Source organism: Pseudomonas sp. Root329 (genome assembly GCF_001424925.1).
Lineage (GTDB): Bacteria > Pseudomonadota > Gammaproteobacteria > Pseudomonadales > Pseudomonadaceae > Aquipseudomonas > Aquipseudomonas arabinosi.
The window spans coordinates 110788-129203 of record NZ_LMCV01000012.1 but is presented as its reverse complement, the minus strand read 5'-3'; the positions used below and the strand labels follow the sequence as shown (position 1 = coordinate 129203).

The window sequence follows — 18416 nt, the reverse complement described above, 5'->3', positions numbered from 1 at the left end:
GACGACTACAAAAATGACGATGACCGAGTATGTATTTACCCCGGATCTGCCCGTGACCTTACCGGTTGCCGGCAGCCAGCAGCGCTTTCCCATTGGCCGGGTATTTTGCGTCGGCCGCAACTACCCTTGGCCAGACACCCAAGGCCAGTCGCGCCAGCCGCCAGTGTTCTTCATGAAACCGGCGAGCAACGTGGTGGATGCGGCGGGTGAAGTGACTTTCCCGCCGTTGACCGAAGAGTTTGTCCACGAAATCGAATTGGTCGTGGCCATCGGTGAAGGCGGCGCCAATATTCCGCAGAGTCAGGCGCTGGCCTATGTCTGGGGCTATGCCGTTGGTCTTGATCTGACCCGTCGTGATGTCCAGCGCGCGGCCAAAAGCAATGGCTTGCCGTGGGAAGGTGCCAAGGTGTTTGACGGCGCCGCACCGATGACCGCCATCGTGCCGGTGACTCGCGCCGGACACCCGGACGGCGATTTGTGGCTGAACGTCAACGGCGAAGAGCGCCAGCGCGACAGCCTCGACAGCCAGATCTGGTCGGTCAGTGAAATCATCAGCCGCATCTCGCAATCGGTAGCGCTGCGGGCCGGTGACTTGATCATGACCGGCAGCCCGGCAGGCGTCGATGTGCTGCAACCGGGCGACATCATTAACGCCGGGATCGACGGCATCGGCCAACTGGAAATGCGCGTCGGTCAGCGACCTTGAACCCGGCACACCCCCTCTCGAATTGAACAAGGAGAAACCCTTTGAACAGTCCTTTGAAAGTAGCCCTGGTCACCGGCGCCGGTAGCGGAATCGGTCGCGCCGTGACCCTGGCTCTGATGGCCGACGGATTCACCCTGGTATTGGCCGGACGTCGGCCGGAGCCGTTGCAGTCCTTGGTCGAATTGGCGCTCAGCGAAGGACACGAAGCGCTGGCGGTGCCCACTGATGTGCGCGACCCGGCCAGTGTCGATACGCTGTTTGCCACCATCACAGAGGTATACGGACGCCTCGACGTGGTGTTCAACAACGCTGGAGTCAACGCCCCTGCCGTGCCGCTTGATGAGCTGACGTTCGAGCAGTGGCGAAACGTAATCGACACCAACCTCAACGGCGTTTTCCTCTGCGCGCGTGGCGCCTTCGCACTGATGCGCCGGCAACAGCCACAGGGCGGACGCATCATCAATAACGGCTCGATCTCCGCCCACACCCCACGTCCGTTCAGCAGCGCCTACACCGCCAGTAAGCACGCGGTGCTGGGACTGACCAAATCCCTGGCCCTGGACGGGCGCGAATTCAACATCGCCTGCAGCCAGATCGACATTGGCAACGCCCTGACCGAAATGTCGGTGCGCATGACCAAAGGCGTGCGCCAGGCCAACGGCACCATCGCCGTGGAGCCGATGGTGGACGTCAAGCATGTGGCCGAAGCCGTGCGCTATATCGCTGGCCTGCCGCTGGAGGCGAACGTCCTGAACATGACCGTCATGGCCAGTGCCATGCCGTTTGCCGGTCGCGGTTAAACCGGCCTTTTTATTCCGTTACGCGAGGTTTACATGAAGCCAGAAGTCTTGCAGCTCAGCCCGATCCTGATCCCTGAAATCAACGCGCGGCTCGATGAGCTGTTTACCGTCAGACGTTACTTCCAGCAGGCCGACAAGCAGGCTTATTTGCAGGAACACGGCGCGAACATTCGCGGGGTGATCACCGGCGGGCATACCGGGATCAGCCAGGCGCTGATGGCGCAATTACCGAAACTGGAAGTGGTGGCGGTCAACGGCGTGGGTACCGATGCGGTGGATCTGGCTTACGCCCGGGATCGCGGGATCCGCGTGACTGCAACCATCGGAGCGCTGACCGAAGACGTCGCCGACCTGGCCATCGGCTTGTTGATTGCCGTGTGCCGGGGTCTGTGCACCAGTGATCGTTATGTGCGTTCGGGGCAATGGCCCCATAGCCCGACACCGTTGGCACCGTTGCCGTTGGCGCGTCAGGTGTCGGGCATGCGCATCGGGATCGTCGGCATGGGCCGGGTCGGCCGTGCAGTGGCGACCCGGGCCGCAGCGTTCGGCTGCCCGATCAGCTACACCGATTTGCAGCCAATGAGCGATGTGAACCACACCTTCATCGCCGATCTGAAGCAGCTGGCCAGCAACAGTGATGCGCTGATTCTCGCGGCCGCTGCCGACAAGGCTGAAGCCATCATCAATGCCGAGGTGCTGCAGGCACTGGGCAAGGACGGGTATCTGATCAACGTGGCGCGCGGCAAGCTGGTCAACGAGGTCGATCTGGTGACGGCACTGGCCGCTGGAGAGATCGCGGGTGCGGCGCTGGATGTGTTTGTCGATGAACCGAACATTCCCGAGGCACTGTTTGGTAACGAGAACGTGGTGCTGCAACCCCATCGCGCGAGTGCGACGCTACAGACCCGCACGCGGATGGGCGAGATGGTGGTGGCGAGCCTGGTGGACAGTTTCGCCGGGAGAATACCGCAGGGGTCTGTGACTGACTGACGGTTGGCCACCGAGGGGACGTTGCGTCCCCTCGGCGGCTCGGTGTCAGGTAAACAGATCGACGCCCAACTGGAAGGCGACCCACAGCGCGAGGCCTGTAGCAAAGAGCAGCGCGATGTTTTCAAACAGGTTGTTGCGATATCTCTTGTCCAGCAGCGACTTCTGGTTGGACATGATCAGCAGGCCCAGGGAAATGACCGGCAAGCCAATGATGTTCAACGCGCTGACACCAATGGTCAGGGTCACGAAATCCGGCATGCCTGGTAGCGACCAAACTAACGGCGTCACGAGAATGAACAGCATGAACCATTTATGCATAGGATCATGATGAAACTCCTTGCCGTACTTTTCGCGACGTTCAGGAAGAACGTGTTGGAAGGCGTCGGTAATCAGCATCGGGAACGCGGTGGTCTTGCCTGAAATGCTGGCAAACAGTGTCGCGAACACGCCGATGAAGAACACATACCAACCAATCGGGCCGAAGAAAATTTCAAGCGCCTTGCCCAGGTCGCCCAAGGTCTTCACCTCGATACCGTTGGGCCGCAGGATTTCCGCGCCGACGATCCAGATGGCCAGGTTGATGACAATCCCGACGAACACTGCAAACAGCAAATCGTTACGTTGAACACGCTTGTGCTGCGGCCCTACCCAGCCCTTTTGGCGCATGACATACGGATGTACGAAGTTGGCGATGGAGCCCGCAACCGCGCCGATAACCGATACCGCCACCAGCAGCGCGCCATGCACGCCTTCATCCGGCGGGATACTGAAGCCGATGGTGCCTTTGACGATGCCGACAACATCGGGGCCGGACATCACGGCCAAGGCGATAAAGGCCAGGGTCATGATCGCCAGCAACACCTTCATTACGCCTTCGATCATCGAATAAATATTACGACCCACCAGCATCCACACCGCGAGTACCACCGCCAGTGAACACAGCAGTGGCTGGTCGATCTTCAACAGCATCGCCAGAGACTCACCCGCCCCCTTGATCATGTAGGCGTTCATCAAGTGCCCCATCAACAGGGCGTAGACGAGCATGAACCAGGCGAAAAAGGGATTCAGCTGCGCATAGCCTTGCAGGATGGTCATGCCCTGGTTATTGCACAGCTGGAAGCGAGCGATGATGTTGACGATCAGGTATCTCAAGAGCAGAGAGACCGCCAGCACCCACATCATTGCGTAACCGTAATTGGCACCGGCCACGGACGACGTAATCAGGTCACCTGCGCCCAGCCAGGACAGTACGGCGATGATTCCGGGGCCCAGCAGTTTGAGTATTCGGGAAAATCGATTTTGTGCGGGCGCCGCAGCCTGGCCTTCGACGGAAGGAATGCTCGTCATAGAGGGTATCTCCATTTATTTTTTTTGTGAGAACGAGCGCAGTCGACCATAATAGATAAGACGTCGTACAACAGTACTTGAACGAGTGTGTTTAGAAATGTTTCCACTCTGGAGGGCTGTTCCTAAAGGCTACAACCACAATCCACCGGAGAATCACGACTGTCCGAGCAAAACAGGGATTGATGCCATTCGACTACAGTCATAGGATGACCGACCACAATCATAAAAATAAGGAACCGCTGTGACCAAACCCCTTCTCATCGCTGCTGCCGTTTTCTGCAGTATCAGCCTGCAAGCCAATGCCGCCACCTTTGCCTATATCTCGAGCCCGGGAGACGGTCTGATTTCCCAGTATCGCCTAGACCAGAACAACGGCGCGTTGAGCCTGATTGAACAGGTCAACGCCGGTGATCAGGTCAACCCCATGGCCATCACCCCCGACGGCAAAGTGTTGTTTGCAGCCTTGCGGGTCAAGCCGTTTCAGGTGCTGGGCTACCGCATAGATTCCAAAAACGGCCACCTGACTCCGCTGACCAAGGCCCCCCTGGCAGAAAGCATGGCTTACCTGTCTACCGATAGAAAAGGCCATTATCTGCTCGGTGCTTCCTATGGTGCCGACACCGTCAGCGTGCAGGCCATCGACAAGGCCTATCAGCCTTCTGCCAGCATCCTGAGCTACAAGACAGGCCCGCATGCGCATTCGGTTCGTACCGACCCGAGCAACCGTTTTGCCTACGCGGGCAATCTTGGCGCGGACCAGGTCCTGCAATATCGTCTCGATGCCAAAACCGGCGCGCTCTCCCCTATCGGCAGCGGCCACGTCAGCGTCCCGGCCAATACCGGGCCAAGGCACCTGGCCTTCTCCCCAAATGGCAAATACCTGTACGTGGTCGGTGAAATGAGCGGCACGGTCACAGCGTTTTCAATCAATGACAGCACCGGCGCATTGACTCAGATTGCCGTTGCCAATGGCATTCCCGAGCGTTTGAAACTGGCTCGCGGCGAAGTGCGTGATGCCCATAACAACGACTTGAAGGATGACCCCACACCACGTATCTGGGCGGCGGACCTGCGGATCTCGCCCGATGGCACGCTACTGTTGATGACCGAGCGCACAAGCAGTTCGGTATCAGCATTCGCGGTGAACCCTTCAACAGGCAGCTTGAGCTTTCTCGATAACTATCCGGTGGAAGAGAAGCAGCCACGCAATATCGCTTTTTCACCCAACGGGCGCTGGTTGCTGGTAACGGGCGAGAAAAGCGAAAAAGTCGGCACTTACGCGGTCAGCAACACCGGCGCCTTGAAACGTGTCGGTGAAGCGGCGTCGGGCAAAGGTGCGTTATGGATTGAGACTGTCAGCATCGGCGCGCGGGATATTCAGGGCTCCCTATAAGTTAAACCAGGAGGGCGCACACCCAGCCGGGATGCTCTCTTCGTCATGGCCCCGTTTATCAGGGCCATGATTTCACATTGTCTTCAACCAGCCTTGAGAAGGCGTAACGCTCGCCCAAGCGAACGTTTGCCCGCTCAATCAGGCAGGACGTACATGTGTCGAGAGTTCCTGTGGGGCTTCAGACTTGATCTTGAACCAGAGGGCGTACATCGCTGGCAGGAACACCAAGGTCAGCACGGTGCCGGCAAACGTACCGCCAATCAGGGTGTACGCCAGCGTTCCCCAGAACACCGAATGGGTCAGCGGAATGAACGCCAGCATCGCCGCCAACGCCGTGAGAATCACGGGCCTCGCGCGCTGCACAGTGGCTTCGACCACTGCGTCATAAGGCGACAGACCGGCTTGCTTATTAGAGTGAATCTGGCCAATGAGGATCAGCGTGTTGCGCATCAGAATCCCTGACAAGGCAATCAATCCCACCAAGGCGTTGATCCCGAACGGCTGCTGGAACAGCAGCAGAATGGGCACCACACCAATCAGACCCAAAGGCGCGGTGGCGAACACCATCATCATTGCCGACATCGAGCGCACCTGAATGATGATGGTCAGCAACATCAGCGCGATCATGATCGGGAACAACGGCAGCAATGCCTTGTTTGCTTTACCCGACTCCTCGATCGCGCCGGCAAACTCAATGCGGTAGCCCGCCGGCAGCTTTTCGATGATGGGTTGCAACTGCGTTATCAAGGCGTTGGAGACATCGGGAGGCTGAAGACCTTCAGCCACGTCACCGCGCACGGTGATGGTCGGCGTCCGATCACGACGCCGCAGGATGGGCTCCTCCATGCGCACATCCACCGCCCCCACCTGGGACAGCGACACGCGCTGGCCTTGGACGCCGGTCAGCGTGAAGGCGGCAATTTTCGACGGATCCAGACGCGTTTCACCCGCCGAGCGAGCCACCACCTGAACCGAACGAATGTCCTCACGCACCTCGGTGACAGGCACCCCCGTAAGCAGGAATTGCAGCTGTTGCGCGACATCGGTCGAGGTCAAGCCGAATGCTTGCAGGCGATCCTGATCCAGCGTGAGATGAAGTGCCGGTGTGCGCTCGCCCAAGTCGGTGTTTACGGTCCTCATCATGGGGCTGGCGGTCATGACCGCACGCACCTGCGCGGCGATATCTCGTAACGCCGCGGGGTCGGCGCCCATCACCCGAAAGGCCACCGGATACGGTGAATAAGGACCAAATACCAACTGCGTCACCCGCACTCGAGCTTCAGGCGCCAAGCCATTGGCCGCCGCTTGTCTGAGGCGGAGCTTGAGCGCCTCACGCTCTTGCTGATTCGCGGTCAGGACGACGATTTTTGCGAAGGATGGATCGGGTAGTTCAGGGGCCATCGCCAAGTAGAAGCGCGGCGCGCCCTGGCCAATGTAAGCAGTGACGATCTTGGCCTCCGGCTGCTGAGCCAACCACGCCTCGACCTTGGCCGCCGCCACATCAGTCTGTTCGATAGAGGTGCCGTAAGGCATCTGCACCTCAACCAGCACCTCAGGTCGGTCGGACGTGGGGAAGAACTGCTTGTTGACCACGCCCATGCCCAAAATCGCAACAACAAACAAGCCCACGACGGATGTCGCCACCAGGCCTTTGCGGCGGATCACACTGCCCAGCAGGCGCCTGAAACGCTGGTAGTTCGGTGTACCGTAAATCGCCGTATGCCCGCCTTCAGGCACCTTGATCTGCGGTAGCAGTTTGACGCCCAGGTAAGGTGTAAACACCACGGCCACCACCCAGGAAGTGATCAGCGCGATGCCAACGATCCAGAACATGTTCGCGGTGTACTCACCAGCGGTCGACTTGGCAAAACCGTTGGGCATAAAGCCGATCGCCGTCACCAACGTTCCCGACAACATCGGCGCGGCCGTGTGGCTCCAGGCATAAGCGGAGGCCTTGATTCGGTCGTAGCCCTCCTCCATCTTCACCACCATCATTTCAATGGCAATGATTGCATCGTCCACCAGCAGTCCCAGCGCCAGAATCAACGAGCCCAGGGTAATTCGATCAAAGTCCTTGCCCGTGGCCGCCATGACAATGAACACGGCCGCCAGGGTCAGCGGCACCGCCGCGGCAACCACAACGCCGACACGCCAGCCCATGCTGAGAAAACACACCAGCAGCACCACGCCCAAGGCAGCAAAAAACTTCACCATGAACTCATTGACGGATGCGTCAATATTCACCGCCTGATCCGTGACCTTGGTCAGGCTCATGCCCAAAGGCATCTGCTCGTTGATCGCTGTCGCCTCCGCCTCCAGCGACTTCCCAAGATCCAGACCGTTCCAGCCATCGCGCATGACCACGCCGAGCAACAGTGCCGGCTCGCCGTTGTTGCGTACCAGGAACGTCGCGGGGTCCTCATGACCACGCTTGACCTCAGCCACATCGGACAACTTGAGGGTTCTGCCTTGCACCGTCAGTGGGGTATTACGAATCTTCTGCAGGTCATCAAACGCGCCATCCAGGCGGATGAAAACCTGTGGGCCCTTCGCTTCTACCGAACCTGCCGGAGTTATCATGTTTTGCGTGTTCAACGCACTGAAGATGTCTCGTGCGGAAATGCCCAGTGTCGCCAAACGCTCGTAGGACAGCTCGACAAAAATGCGCTCGGCCTGTTCACCGATGATGTTGACCTTCTTCACACCCGCCACATGCAGCAGACGCTGGCGCAAGCTCTCGGCTTCGCGCACCAACAGACGTTGCGGCTCGCCCTTGGCCTTGAGCGCATAGAGCGCGAAGGTGACATCGGAATACTCATCATTGACCATCGGGCCGATCACCCCAGACGGCAACCCCTTCTGCTCATCCAGGATTTTCTTGCGCGCCTGGTAAAATTCCTCCTGGACGGCTGAGGGCGGCGTACTGTCGAGCAGGTACACCGTAGTGAATGCCAAGCCGGGCCGGGTAAAGGTCTCGGTCCGATCGTACCAACGCAGCTCCTGCATGCGTTTTTCCAGCTTTTCTACCACCTGGTCTTGCATCTCCTGGGCCGTCGCCCCAGGCCAGGCAGTGACCACCGTCATTTGTTTAATGGTGAATGCGGGATCTTCCGCACGCCCCAGTTTGAAGAAGGCGTACAACCCACCCACAGAAATCAGCAGGATCAAAAACAGCGTGATTGAGCGCTCGCGTACGGCCAGCGCCGAAAGATTGAAGCCGCTCATCGACTTACCTCAACCACTGAATTTTGCGGAGCATCGGCGAGTTCAGTCCTGACCTTCTCTCCCTCGCTTAGCAAGTGAGCACCCAATGCGACAACTCGATCACCCACCTGCAGATCCCCCGTCACGCGCATGCTGGCCTCATTATTCAGGCCGCGAACCTTGATCGGGCGCCATGCCACCTGCTCAGCTTCCCCGCCCACCACCCAGACCCCCGGGCCTTTACCGGCGTCGTAAAGGGCCCCGATGGGCACCTGTAATTCCTTGGCATCAGCAACATCCGTGTCAGCGATAACCACCGAGATCGTCGAACCCAGGGTGGCGTTGGAGAGTGCCCCCTCCAGCACATAACGCGCTTCAAACGTTCGGGTCTGTCGGTCGGCAGAGTCGGACAATTGGCGTAAACGCGCTTTACCTGCAGTCTGGTGCTGGCCGTATAGCTCAACCGTCGCCGCCGAGCCCAGCGCAGGACGTAGCGTCTCGGGTAACTGGATCACGGCCTCGCGCTGCCCTGAATGGGCAACGCGTACCACCACCTGCCCTGCGCCAACTACCTGCCCCGGCTCCGCCAAGGTATCCACTACCACCCCGTCAGCATCCGCCAGCAACGTCGAATAACCGGTCGCGTTTTTCGCCACATCAGCCTGGGCCTGGGCTGCGTTGAGTTGGGCTTTCGCCGAGTCGGCAGCTGCTTTGAACCCTGCGTAAGCTGAAGCAGATACCGCTCCGACGGACACCAGATCACGGTAGCGAAGCTCGTCATCGGAGGCCTGCCGAGCTCGGGCCATGGCGGCCAGTACCGCTTCCTGCTGTGCCCGCGCGGTCAGCGTCAGGTCGTTGGCATCGATTCGCATAAGGGGCTGCCCGCGCTTGACACTCTGTCCAGCATCCACCAAACGCTCCAAGACCTTCCCAGGTACCCGAAAACCGAGATCGCTCTGAACTCGGGCCGCGACGATACCGGTGAATACCCGTGCCGCAGGCGCGGAGGGTTGAACCACGCCGATGCGCACCAAGGGCACTTGAAGGCGAGGATCGACAGGCGTGGCCTCGTTGCAGGCCGCTAGGGCAAACGGCAACAAGCCAATGAAAATGAATGACAGGTGGGGGCGCTGGATCATAGAGACCTCTCGGTAGCGGATGCGCCATGCTTATTCAAGTGACCAAATATGTCAATAGTCACTATCGAGACGAATGAACATCACCCACTTGATCAGAGCAAAGCAGAGAGAGGCTTGATATCCAGTTTTTCAGGCGCACACGCTGATACGGATGCGCAGCGCCTCCGTCAGCAGAGGTTTAAGGCATCAGGCTGCGCAGAACAAGATTGGAGATGAGAGAAGGGGCTTCTTCAACAAAATCGAGGTTGTACTGCAATAGCAGAGGATTGATGAAGGGCCGCAGAGCGAGATGAATCGCCTCTACCGTCTCGTCCAGCGGAGTCTTGCGTTCAAACTCACCGAGCTCTCGCCCCTCACGCACGATTTGCAACACGAAGCTCTTGATCTGAGCGTCATAGACTTGTGAGCTGGGCCATCGCTCCGACGCGGCGAACGCTGCGATGTCGTAGAGTTTACGGTCGTTAAAGAACAGGCTCACACCTGTAGCGATTAAGGTTTTAACCAGGCGCCGAAAACGTTCAGTCGGCGAGATGCCGTCTGCATTGATGGCTTGCTCCACTGCCGCAGCGATTTCAGTCAGGCAATTTGTACAGATTGCTTCACCAATCGCCTGCTTGGATTCAAAGAATTTGTAGATGTAAGCCTTGGAAAAGCCGATGGCCTTGGCTAGGTCAGAAACCGTTGTTTTGCCGTAACCGTATTGACGGAAATGTTCGTTGGCCGCCGCGACAATCTGGTCTCGAATGTCGTGATCGGCTGGGCCACGGGCGCTGGGCGAAGAAACTGATGGCTGATTCATGCGAGCAGCTTACTCATCCCAAAGGTGGTTGACAACTTGTGACCAAATTGTAATATCGTCACAAACCGACCCTTTCGCAGGTATCGCATGCACCCTCCTCCTCGTTTCGCCGTTTTACTGTGTTTGGGTATGGTTGCAGGTTGCGCAGTGGGCCCCGACTACTCAAAACCCCGTGTGGAATTGCCCGAGCATTTCTCCGCGCAAACGTCCAAGGCACGACAACTGGGCGCCGCAAATGACGATCTCGCCGCTTGGTGGAACGCATTTAATGACCCGATACTCAGTCAGATGATAAATCGAGCACTTGAACAGAACCTCGATTTAGCCCAGGCAAACGCAAGGATCGAGCAGGCTCGCGCCGGTTTGGGCGCAGCTAACGCAGCCCTCCTGCCGTCGGCTACCGTCAATGGTCAAGCGGCCCGAGCCCGTCAGTCATTGGAGACGCCGTTGGGCCAAGTGCTGAATTCAGACCCTTCCTATAATCGCTACGGCAGTGCCTATGAGGCGAACTTGAATGCCGGCTGGGAGCTGGATGTGTTTGGCGGGCTGCGCCGAGGTAAAGAAGCGGCCTTCGCCGATTATCAGGCCTCGCAAGCCGGAGCGATTGCCACACGCCTGGCAGTGGTCGCGCAGACAGCCGACCTTTACATCAGCATCCGTGGCCTGCAAGCACGCCTGGAAATTGCCCGGCAGCAAGTAGACACACGACAACAACTGCTCACCACCATCGAACATCTCTACGCAAAAGGCCTGGCGGCCGAACTGCAGTTGAACCAGACCCAAGGCGCGCTGAACCAAGCGCAGGCCACCGTTCCGGTACTGCAAGCAGGCATTGACGCGGCAATGAATGCGCTGGATGTCATGTTGGGCAAGGCGCCCGGCACTTACAGCGCGCAGTTGACTAAGCTGGCGCCCATCCCCGAGGTGCCAGGCCTCTCGGACATGGGCGCTCCGGCCGACCTGCTGCGTCGGCGTCCAGACTTGATCGTCGCGGAGCGCCGTCTTGCGGCATCCAGCGCGCGCATCGGCGAAGCCGTGTCCGAGTACTACCCCAAACTGTCTGTGGCGGCGCTGCTCGGCAGTGCTACATCGATATCCAGCGCAAACCTGTTCAGCAACGGCGCCAGTCAGGCTTCGGCGGCACTGGGATTACGCTGGCGGCTGTTCGATTTTGGCCGCATCAACGCCCAGATTGATTTGGCAAAGGGCCAGGAAGCCGAAGCCTTGGCCGCTTACCGCCAGTCCGTTCTGCGGGCCTGTGAAGATGTGGAAAGCGCTGTTTCGGCACGGATCAACCGCGAGCAACAATCGACCCAGCTCGCCCAGGGCGAGTCGGCGTATGCGAAAGCCAGAGCGACATCGTTTGCCGCCTATGAAAAAGGCGTGGTCAGCTTGATCGAAGTGCTGGATGCCGATGAACATCTCCTGGCGGCATCTGATGGCAGAGCCCAGGCACAAACTGAATCGGCTCGCGCTGCAGTGGCCACGTTCAAAGCATTGGGCGGCGGTTGGCAGCGAGATGACTCAGGGGCGCATGTTGCCTCAAAGGCACTATAAGGCCTTGGTTTCGACCCGCTTTGCATCGTGTAAGCGTGATTTCACTACCGCCTGTTTCCGCCAAGATGCGCTGTATCGTTTTGACCAAATGACAAGCGGCATTGCGAGCAGAAACGCCGGTTTCCGTCATTCCGCTAGGCTAATTGCAGCGGACAAAATTCGCCTGACTCATATCCCTCCTAGCAAACAAGAGGCTAATTAGGATCATCAGGAAACTTTTCAAATTTCATCCTCAAAAACCTTGAGCCTATTCTGTGTTTTTCAGATCAATTGTTTCAGTGAAGGATCAGCCATGGATCTCATTTTTCTTGGCACTTCAGCGGGCGTCCCTACCCGAAATCGAAATGTGAGCGGCACCGCCCTCATCGAATCTTCAGGCAAGGGTTGGTATCTGGTGGATTGCGGTGAAGCCACTCAACATCAAGTGATGCGCACCCCATTGTCTTTACGTGAGCTTCGCGGCTGCTTCATAACCCATGTACACGGCGATCATTGCTTCGGCTTACCCGGCTTGCTGGCCAGCGCCGGCATGTCGGGGCGAATCGAGCCTCTCGATATTGTGTTGCCGGTCAGGCTGCATGAGTGGTTGAGGCTCAGCATGACCGTCAGCAAAACCTGGCTGCCCTTCGAGTTGCATCTGCATGCGAGCGAAACCTTCAGTGGCTGGCAAAATGGCAATGTTCAGGTCGACACCGTTGCCCTCTCTCATCGTGTTCCCTGCCATGGCTATGTTTTTGCCGAATCAGTTCCTCATTCGCGACTGGATATTCAACGTCTGGAGGCCGAAGGGATTCCTCGTGGCCCGCTGTGGGGCGAGTTGGCGCATGGACGTGAGGTTGAGCACGCCGGACGAACATTTCGTGCGGAGCAATATTTGCGCCCTGCGCGCCCCGCTCAACGCATTATTATCTGCGGCGATAACGATACCCCTGAGCTGTTGGCAGAAGTGGCGCCCAGTGCGGATGTGCTGGTACATGAGGCGACCTTCACTCAGGCATTAATCGATCACACTCGCGAGAGTTACGGGCACAGCAGTGCCGCCGCCGTGGCGCGTTTTGCTGAGTCGGCAGGCATTCCCAACCTGGTTCTTACCCACTTCAGTGCGCGGTACCAATGCAGTCCCGGGCGAAGTCCATCCATTGAGGATGTGCACGAAGAAGCAGCGGCACACTTCACCGGCGAGCTGATCCTGGCGCGAGATCTGCAGCGTTATCACCTCGACCGGGACGGTCGTTTAAAAGTCGTCATGGGCCGCTTGTCGTAATGGTGATTCGTTCTGGGAATCTGACACGGCAATGCCCTGATCGTTTTACAAATTTGCCTCTTTGTTATGAACCTTCGTGGATACAAGAAAAACCTGGAGGACCACTAGACTCATTGATCGACATCGTCAGTAATGTCGACAGTTCTAAAGCATTGCGCAGCGCTGCACCGCTGGCCGTGTTATCGAGAATGCACCACACGGTCGCGCCCTCGCCAGCCGCAACCCTCAGTTGGTTCGCAAGGTTTTTCAAATAGGCTAAATCATAGGCGCTGTAGTAAATACGCGGCGAGCCATGCAGTCGCCAGTACTGCACTTTCGGAGAGCCTGCGGTTGATGAGTCAGTACTGATTCGCGATGGATCGATGACCGCCTGAGTAATCCGGTACGCCCTCAGCAAGGGAGCGGCATCAACCCAGGATTCGTGCCGAGGTTCCAGTATCACCGTCCCGGAATATTGCTCTTTCAGCACCCTGAAGAAGCCTTGTGCAATCACCTCTTCAAATGCCAGTGATGGTGGTAGCTGTACCAGCAAGCACCCCAGACGCTCGCCCAATCCACTGCATTGATCGAGAAACTCTTCCAGTGGCTGCTCACAATCCGCCAAGCGTAGTTCGTGAGTAATTCGCTTGGGTATCTTTACGCTGAATCGAAACTCTTTCGGCACGGACGTGGCCCAACGCGCGTAAGTTTGATGACGGTGCGGTCGATAAAACGAGCTGTTGATTTCAACGCAATTAAATTGCGAGCCGTAGCGTTGCAGATGTGTCCCTTCAGCAGGAAACGCCGCAGCATGTTCGCGCCCAACACTCCAGCCTGCACAGCCAATGTAAATGGGTAGATGACTCAAAAGATCACCCCCGCCGCTTCCCGCATGAAAATCTCAATGGTTTTTGGGCCAATCCCTTCGAACTCAGCAAGGCGCTTTTCAAACGCCAGGCGATCAGCACTCTCCTCCACGATGTTGCTTACCTTACCGGCGTATTCGTCGTTGAGTTTATGAGCCAGCGCCGTTAAGCGTGATGCGGTGGTTTCGTCGTAACGCACGTAGTGGGCCTCGCCAAGCATCGCAACCAGTTCGCGATGGCTACAGTGAGCAAGCTTTCGAGGTGTATTTCGCTGATGCTTGTCGACGATCGCCTGGTAAGCCTTAACAGCAATCTCGGCCTGAATTCTCTTGCCCATCAGAAAGCTGGCAATCAACCACTTGAACAGCCCCTCTTCGTTCGCGTCGTCGAGGTTAATTAGTAAGTCCTTGGCACTGATGGTCTGGTGCATCTTGCAAACCCTCTGGCTTCGTAAGGCGGCAGGCGGTCTTGTTTTTTGCGCGGTAACACAGCTCCCAGCACCTGCTTAGCGGTTTGTACAATTATCCCAGTCTCATTTGGATCGCCTTGCAGCAATGTCGTGGCGATTTTTTTCCACTGTTCAAGCTTGGCGTGTGCCCGTCGTAGAGGTGTAAGAGTCTGGACAGTCCGTCTGTCTTCGAAGTTCGACCTGACAGTGTTCTAGCCGCTCGAGCGTCTCGGCGATCTGCAATGTTTTACATGGGCGATTCTTGCAAACTGCACGCCCCGGATTCAGTGCAAGCATCGCAAGCCATTGTTTCCTCACGCATTGGGGACAATGATGGCATTGGCACAGGAAATGCGGTTGCTTTGGGGAAACCTCAACGCCTGATCCCGTTTAGGTACCCGATTCCGTACTACCTGAGGTTGCAAATATGAACGCTATTGATCTTCTAAAAGCTGACCATGAGAAAGTGAAAGCCATCCTGACCCAGTTGAGCGAATCGACGGAGAGAGCGAGCAAGAAACGTAGTGAACTTTTAGACAAGCTGGAAATGGAGATTTCCATCCATACAAAGCTGGAAGAGGAAATCCTCTACCCTGCCTTCAAGGAGGTCGGAACCAAAGAACAGGACGTCATGTACTTCGAAGCCAAAGAAGAACATCGCACCGTGGACTCGCTGGTGTTGCCGGATCTCAAACAAACTGACCCGGGCACACCGGAATTCGCGGGGCGCGTGAAGGTAGTCAAGGAGTTGTTGGAACACCATATTGAAGAAGAAGAAACCGAAATGTTCCCGCAGGCGAAGAAGCTGCTTGGCAAAGCCAAACTCGACGACCTCGGGGCGCAGATGGAGGCGATGAAAGCCAGTTACAAAAAGGATTGGGCCGCAAGCCATCTGGCCGCCTGACTCCTGCCAATTCGCAATGCCCGGTTGCCAACCGGGCCTTGCCACCTGCTACTGCTCAGGTTCTGGAGACTCTGATGGTCAATTCGAATGCCGCACCCGTGCAAGCCTTGCTGCTCGAACAAAACAGCTGGGTGCCCAACAATCCGCGCCTACCAGTGTTGGTTTACTCCAAGGCCATTTCACTTCAGGGCAATGACCCGGCTGCGCAGTTCGAGGAAATCTTCACTACCAATGGTTGGCCGCCGCAATGGCGCGACGGGGTTTACAACTACCACCATTACCATACCGAAGGCCATGAAGTGCTCGGTATTGCCAGTGGACAGGCCCACTTGATGATTGGCGGCCCGAATGGGCAAATAATCCAAGTTAACGCGGGCGATGTATTGCTACTCCCAACGGGTACAGGCCATTGCAATCTGGATTCCAGCACGGACTTCCTGGTAGTTGGCGCTTACCCGCCTGGACAGCATCCCGATATCTGCCGCGAGGCGCCGAGTACCACTCAATTGGAAAGGATTGAGCGCTTGCCGTTTCCTGACCAGGATCCAGTCCAGGGAAGGCATGGTGCCTTACACCAGTATTGGATATGCCAAGGTTGAGACTTTGCCGTCAGTCTCGAACGGAATGAACCTTCCCACTGAAAACCTTGAAACCGTAGGTGTTGTAGATGAGTGTCACCGGTATCAACACGGCGAAGCCAACCAGCATGAATTTCTGACTGGTGGGGCTGGAGGCGGCGGCTTGCAAGGTCAGATTGGGTGGGACAATCAACGGATATAAGGCAGTAATCATCAAGGCGAATGCCAGGATGAAGATGCCTAATGCGGCAAACAGCGGCAAATAATCCCAGCGGCGTCGCAAGCCCAAGGAGAAGGAAATTATCAGGGCGATGAACAGAGCCGTGGCCGGCACCAAGACAAGGGGATCTAAAAGCCGATGCGCATATTGAGTGTTAAGCGTCGTTGTCCAGGCAACCAACATTGTCAGCAGTACAACCATAACGATTCCCAGTACCTGCGCTTGCAAGCGTGATCGTTGCTGGAGCTCATCTTCAGTACGCCAATACAGCCAGCAGGCACCCAACCATGTGTAGCCCAACACCAGCACCACGCCGCAATACAGGGGAAACAGTCCCAACCACTCCTGACCGTTTCCGGTGTACTGCCCATCATAGTTTGGTATGCCCTGCACGAGCATTCCCAGCACAACGCCCTGCGTCGCACCGGTGAACAGCGAACCACACAACAGCAAGCCATCAATACAACGTTTCATGGCATCGTTAGGCGCATAGTCACGAAACTCCAACGCGACCGCACGAAGAATCAAAGCCAGAAACATCAGAATAAATGGCAGATAAAGCGCCGGGAGCAAGATCGCGTAGGCCATTGGAAATAGCGCCAGCAGGCCACCGCCCCCCAGTACCAGCCAGGTTTCGTTGGCATCCCAGATCGGCAAGATGGTCACTGCCATGGCCCTGCGCTGCTTTCCACTGCGGGTGAACCCCAGAAGCACACCAACGCCAAGATCCGTGCCGTCCAACAGCACATAGTTCAATACCGAGAACGCCAAGGCACCCGCCGACAGTAGTGTCATCCAGTCATTGCCCGACATGGGTTCACGTCCTCAAGAGTCACCAGTCTCATCCGCCAGCGTTGGCTGCGGCCCGGGTTCGTCTTCATGGGCAGGTTTACGCAGGATTCGCAAAAGTACCCAGAGCCCAATGCCGAAAATCAGCAGATAAAACAATAGAATCGACCATATCGATGCGATCACCTGTTGATGCGACACTGACGAGAGACTGTCAGCTGTGCGCAGCAGACCGTAGACAGTGAACGGTTGACGGCCCACCTCCGTCACCACCCAGCCACTGAGCATGGCCAGAAATCCAGCGGGAGCCAATAACACACAGCCTCGCATCATCCAGCGTGCCCTGAACAGGCGTTGCCGCCGACGCAGCACCAAACTCATCAGGCCTTGACCCACCATCAACAGGCCCAGCCCGACCATGAAACGAAAAGCGAAAAAAACTATCGGTACCGGCGGGATGTCTTGGGGCGAAAATTCATCCAGTGCGGCGATGGTGCCACTGAGATTGTAATGCAGATACAACGAGCCTATTCGTGGAATTGCTACTTCCCAGTGGTTGCGCCTCTCGTGCATGTCCGGCACTGCAAACAGGCGCATAGGCTCGCCTGCGCTTTCAGGTGGACGGGTCCAGGAACCTTCGATTGCAGCCACCTTCTGCGGCTGCACGATGAGGCTGTGCTCAGCGTGGAAGTGTCCAACGACGATTTGCGCGGGCGCGAGCACGAGGATCGTCCAGAGCGCCATGGCGTATTGAAGGCGAGCTCGTGGGTTTTCAGAAAACTTTAGCAACTGCCATGCACTGGCTCCGGCTACCAGGGTGGCAGTGCCGAGCATTGCCGCCAATGTCATGTGCGCAAGCCGATAAGGAAACGACGGATTGAAGATAATCGCCCACCAATCCTGAGCAATAAAACGTCCATCGATACCGATAGAGTACCCGGCTGGTGTTTGCATCCAGGAATTGGCCGACAGGATCCAGAAGGCGCTTATCAACGATCCAGATGCGACTGCACAGGTTGCGAAGAAATGCACACGAGGGCCTACCTTCTTCAACCCGAAGAGCATGATTCCCAGGAAGCCAGCCTCCAGAAAAAATGCGGCCAGCACTTCGTAAAACATCAATGGGCCGAGGATATCTCCCGTCATGGTCGAAAGCCGTGACCAATTGAGCCCGAATTGATACTCCAGTATCAGACCCGAGGCGGTGCCAACCGCCACGGTGAGGGCAAATATTTTCAACCAGTAATGATAGACATCCAGGTAGATTTTTCTTCCATACCACAGCCACAGTGCCTCCAGCACCATGAGAAAATTGGCCAAACCTATGGTGAAGGCCGCCAGCACGATATGAAAGCTAATGGTGATCGCGAACTGGGCACGAGCCGCCAGGAGCGCTGACTCAATAGCTTCCATAACGGTCACTCATTTTGAGC

The 18416-nt window shown here is 57.2% G+C and carries 16 protein-coding genes; 8 read left to right on the top strand and 8 right to left on the bottom strand.

The features are described from left to right. Positions 1 to 13: 13 nt before the first annotated feature. The 3 genes from ASC74_RS12150 to ASC74_RS12140 are packed head-to-tail and all read left to right on the top strand — an operon-like array spanning position 14 to position 2496. Positions 14 to 706 carry a fumarylacetoacetate hydrolase family protein gene (locus tag ASC74_RS12150; protein WP_056741582.1) on the top strand — a complete coding sequence of 231 codons (693 nt, stop codon included), beginning with the start codon at positions 14 to 16 and terminating at the stop codon, positions 704 to 706. A gap of 41 nt (positions 707 to 747) precedes the next feature. Next, a complete protein-coding gene (locus tag ASC74_RS12145; protein WP_056741581.1) occupies positions 748 to 1506 on the top strand; it encodes an SDR family oxidoreductase in 759 nt (252 codons plus the stop codon). A gap of 33 nt (positions 1507 to 1539) precedes the next feature. Then, positions 1540 to 2496, top strand: a complete 957-nt coding sequence (locus ASC74_RS12140; RefSeq protein ID WP_056741580.1) for a 2-hydroxyacid dehydrogenase — start codon at positions 1540 to 1542, stop codon at positions 2494 to 2496. 45 nt (positions 2497 to 2541) lie between these two features. Here the strand turns inward: ASC74_RS12140 and ASC74_RS12135 are convergent, their stop codons facing one another. Further along, positions 2542 to 3843, bottom strand: coding sequence for an Nramp family divalent metal transporter (locus ASC74_RS12135; protein WP_056741579.1), 1302 nt, complete (start codon positions 3841 to 3843; stop codon positions 2542 to 2544). Between the two features lie 241 nt (positions 3844 to 4084). Here ASC74_RS12135 and ASC74_RS12130 point away from each other — a divergent pair, with 241 nt between their 5' ends. After that, entirely contained in the window at positions 4085 to 5236 is a 1152-nt protein-coding gene (locus ASC74_RS12130) for a lactonase family protein (protein ID WP_056741578.1), read from the top strand. A 138-nt stretch (positions 5237 to 5374) separates the two neighbouring features. Here ASC74_RS12130 and ASC74_RS12125 read toward each other — a convergent pair whose 3' ends face one another. The 3 genes from ASC74_RS12125 to ASC74_RS12115 all read right to left on the bottom strand — a co-directional run bounded on the left by ASC74_RS12125 (position 5375) and on the right by ASC74_RS12115 (position 10378). Continuing rightward, positions 5375 to 8461: an efflux RND transporter permease subunit gene (locus ASC74_RS12125; protein ID WP_056741577.1), complete on the bottom strand. Its 3087-nt coding sequence runs from the start codon at positions 8459 to 8461 to the stop codon at positions 5375 to 5377. Then, entirely contained in the window at positions 8458 to 9579 is a 1122-nt protein-coding gene (locus tag ASC74_RS12120; protein WP_056741576.1) for an efflux RND transporter periplasmic adaptor subunit, read from the bottom strand. The genes ASC74_RS12125 and ASC74_RS12120 overlap by 4 nt, the downstream gene beginning before the upstream one ends. A gap of 178 nt (positions 9580 to 9757) precedes the next feature. Further along, positions 9758 to 10378, bottom strand: coding sequence for a TetR/AcrR family transcriptional regulator (locus tag ASC74_RS12115; RefSeq protein WP_056741575.1), 621 nt, complete (start codon positions 10376 to 10378; stop codon positions 9758 to 9760). An 87-nt stretch (positions 10379 to 10465) separates the two neighbouring features. Here ASC74_RS12115 and ASC74_RS12110 point away from each other — a divergent pair, with 87 nt between their 5' ends. After that, a complete protein-coding gene (locus tag ASC74_RS12110; protein ID WP_056741574.1) occupies positions 10466 to 11935 on the top strand; it encodes an efflux transporter outer membrane subunit in 1470 nt (489 codons plus the stop codon). Positions 11936 to 12227: 292 nt separating this feature from the next. Continuing rightward, entirely contained in the window at positions 12228 to 13199 is a 972-nt protein-coding gene (locus tag ASC74_RS12105) for a ribonuclease Z (protein WP_056741573.1), read from the top strand. A 64-nt stretch (positions 13200 to 13263) separates the two neighbouring features. Here the strand turns inward: ASC74_RS12105 and ASC74_RS12100 are convergent, their stop codons facing one another. After that, on the bottom strand, positions 13264 to 14046 hold the full coding sequence (locus ASC74_RS12100; RefSeq protein WP_056741572.1) for a DUF72 domain-containing protein: 783 nt from the start codon (positions 14044 to 14046) through the stop codon (positions 13264 to 13266). Further along, complete coding sequence (locus tag ASC74_RS12095) at positions 14043 to 14474, bottom strand: hypothetical protein (protein WP_056741571.1); 432 nt, start codon at positions 14472 to 14474, stop codon at positions 14043 to 14045. Before ASC74_RS12095 ends, ASC74_RS12100 begins: the two co-directional genes overlap by 4 nt. A 445-nt stretch (positions 14475 to 14919) precedes the next feature. Between ASC74_RS12095 and ASC74_RS12090 the strand changes: the two genes are divergently transcribed. Then, a complete protein-coding gene (locus tag ASC74_RS12090) occupies positions 14920 to 15396 on the top strand; it encodes a hemerythrin domain-containing protein (RefSeq protein WP_056741570.1) in 477 nt (158 codons plus the stop codon). A gap of 74 nt (positions 15397 to 15470) precedes the next feature. Further along, the gene (locus ASC74_RS12085) at positions 15471 to 15995 is read left to right on the top strand and encodes a cupin (RefSeq protein ID WP_056741569.1); all 525 of its coding nucleotides are present in this window, start codon (positions 15471 to 15473) and stop codon (positions 15993 to 15995) included. Positions 15996 to 16005: 10 nt separating this feature from the next. Here ASC74_RS12085 and cydB read toward each other — a convergent pair whose 3' ends face one another. Next, positions 16006 to 17007: a cytochrome d ubiquinol oxidase subunit II gene (gene cydB, locus ASC74_RS12080; protein WP_056741568.1), complete on the bottom strand. Its 1002-nt coding sequence runs from the start codon at positions 17005 to 17007 to the stop codon at positions 16006 to 16008. A gap of 12 nt (positions 17008 to 17019) precedes the next feature. Then, positions 17020 to 18396 (bottom strand): cytochrome ubiquinol oxidase subunit I, encoded by a 1377-nt coding sequence (locus ASC74_RS12075; protein ID WP_056741567.1) that lies wholly within the window; start codon positions 18394 to 18396, stop codon positions 17020 to 17022. Between the last annotated feature and the right edge of the window lie 20 nt (positions 18397 to 18416).